This is a genomic window from Kitasatospora sp. NPDC059803, assembly GCF_042732255.1.
Classification (GTDB): domain Bacteria; phylum Actinomycetota; class Actinomycetes; order Streptomycetales; family Streptomycetaceae; genus Kitasatospora.
This window is the reverse complement of the sequence record NZ_JBHWIJ010000567.1, coordinates 1-1,733: the sequence shown is the minus strand read 5'-3', so window position 1 is coordinate 1,733 and position 1,733 is coordinate 1. Positions and strand designations below refer to the sequence as shown.

The window sequence follows — 1,733 nt, the reverse complement described above, 5'->3', positions numbered from 1 at the left end:
TGCGGCCTCGGGGGGTTTCGGCCGGGTGGGTGGGGCGGGGGGCAGCGGAGCGAGGGCCGGCGGATCGTCAGGCGGGTGGCCCCGCCGGGAATCGGCGGGGCGGGGACAGCGCAGACGGCACAGACCGTGGAGCGCTGGCTGGCAGGGGCCCTTGAGGACCGGGCGCTCGCGCACTGGCGGGCCGTCCCGCCGGAGGCCTGACGCCACGCGGCAGCCGGTCAGATCCAGCCGCGCTCGCGGGCGAGCAGGGCCGCCTGGGTGCGACCGCCTGCCCCCAGGACGCGCAGGATCTCGGCGATGTGCCGACGGTAGGTTCGGACGGAGATGCCGAGGTTGCGGGCTCCGGTCTCGTCCTTGGCGACGCGGCACATCTCGGCCAGGACCAGCTGTTCCATGGCCGAGAGCCGGTACTCGGCGGTGTCCTGCGCGCCCGTCGGGTCGGGCAGTTCGGCGGCCTCGTCCCAGATCTTCTCGAAGAGGGCCAGGGCGTTGGCGACCAGCCCGGGCTGGCGGGTGAGCAGGGCGCCGCGGGAGGTGTCGGCGGGATCGGCCGGCACCAGGACGGTCTGGCGGTCGTAGAGCAGGATGCGTTCGGCCAGCTCGTCGATGACCCTGATCTCGGCACCCTGCGCGGCGAGTTCGTGGAGGTACCCGGCGGTCGGCGGGTGCTCCAGCGCCCGGCCGAGGATCACGCTGCGGATGCGGACGCCACGCCGTAGGCAGCAGGCGTCCAGGGGGCGGGCGTGGGCGATGTTCTCCGGTGTCAGCTCGGTGTACGGCTCGGCGGAGAGGATCTCCTCGCGGGCGAAGAAGGCCAGGTCGTCGATGCGGGTGCGGATCTCGTCGAGCACCTCCAGCCGCTCGACGTCCTGAGCCGGGCGGTGCCGGGCGCCGCGCTCGCAGCGAAGTTCGTCGATCAACCGACGGGACTGGGTGACCTGTTGGAGCTCCTCGTGCAGCGCCTGCAGCCGGATGCGGCTCAGCCGTTCGACGGCCAGCTCCGGATCGGTGGCGGCGAGGGCGCCCGCCCCTGACGGCCGTAACAGGCCGAGGTCGACCAGGTGGTCCCGGGCCTCGCGGACGGCCGCGGGCGAGCTGTGCAGGAGCAGGTGAACGTCCTCGTCGGAGGTGTCCGGATTCCGCAGAAAGTGGCGATAGAGGCGTTCCTCGGTCGAGCCGAGGCCGAGTACGGACATGCCGGAGCCGTTCATGGTTTCCCCCCGTGACGCTTGGCGTGCTGTCTGACGACGGCCGCACGGTCGGTCGGACACCGACGGCCGGGTGTCATACAGGGGGATAGTAATCCACCAGCAGAGGAGTAGTAATGTGACTGCAAAGAACTGGAGGGTTTCGTGGGGGGCTGCGCCTGCCGCGCAGTCGAGTGAAACACCGACCAGGGAGGGTGAATTGGGAACGTTGACCGAGGCGCCGGTACGGGGGCCGATGGACTTCTCGGTGCTCACGGACCGGGAGCGGGAGGTGCTGGGGCTGCTCTCCTCAGGGGAGACCAACCGGCGGCTGGCCCGGCACCTGGGCATCACGGAGCGCACCGTCCGTGCGCACACCGCGAGCATCGTGCGCAAGCTGTGCCTGCGGTCGAGAACCGAGGCGGCGCTCGTCTCCGCCCTGCACGCCGAGGAGTTGGCGGGCGGGACAGCCTGGGTGCTGGGCGCCGCCGACTGAGCCCGCACTCGCACAACGGCGCCGGGCCCGTACGGGAGGAGATCCCGTAC

2 protein-coding genes are annotated in these 1,733 nt (G+C 71.8%); one reads left to right on the top strand and one right to left on the bottom strand.

Annotated elements, in window-relative coordinates; genetic code table 11:
• Window positions 1–218 precede the first annotated feature (218 nt).
• Window positions 219–1,211, bottom strand: coding sequence for a helix-turn-helix transcriptional regulator (locus ACFV6I_RS39530; RefSeq protein ID WP_380431133.1), 993 nt, complete (start codon window positions 1,209–1,211; stop codon window positions 219–221).
• Between the two features lie 196 nt (window positions 1,212–1,407).
• Here ACFV6I_RS39530 and ACFV6I_RS39525 point away from each other — a divergent pair, with 196 nt between their 5' ends.
• Window positions 1,408–1,683, top strand: a complete 276-nt coding sequence (locus ACFV6I_RS39525) for a LuxR C-terminal-related transcriptional regulator (protein WP_380431130.1) — start codon at window positions 1,408–1,410, stop codon at window positions 1,681–1,683.
• The last annotated feature ends 50 nt before the right edge of the window (window positions 1,684–1,733 follow it).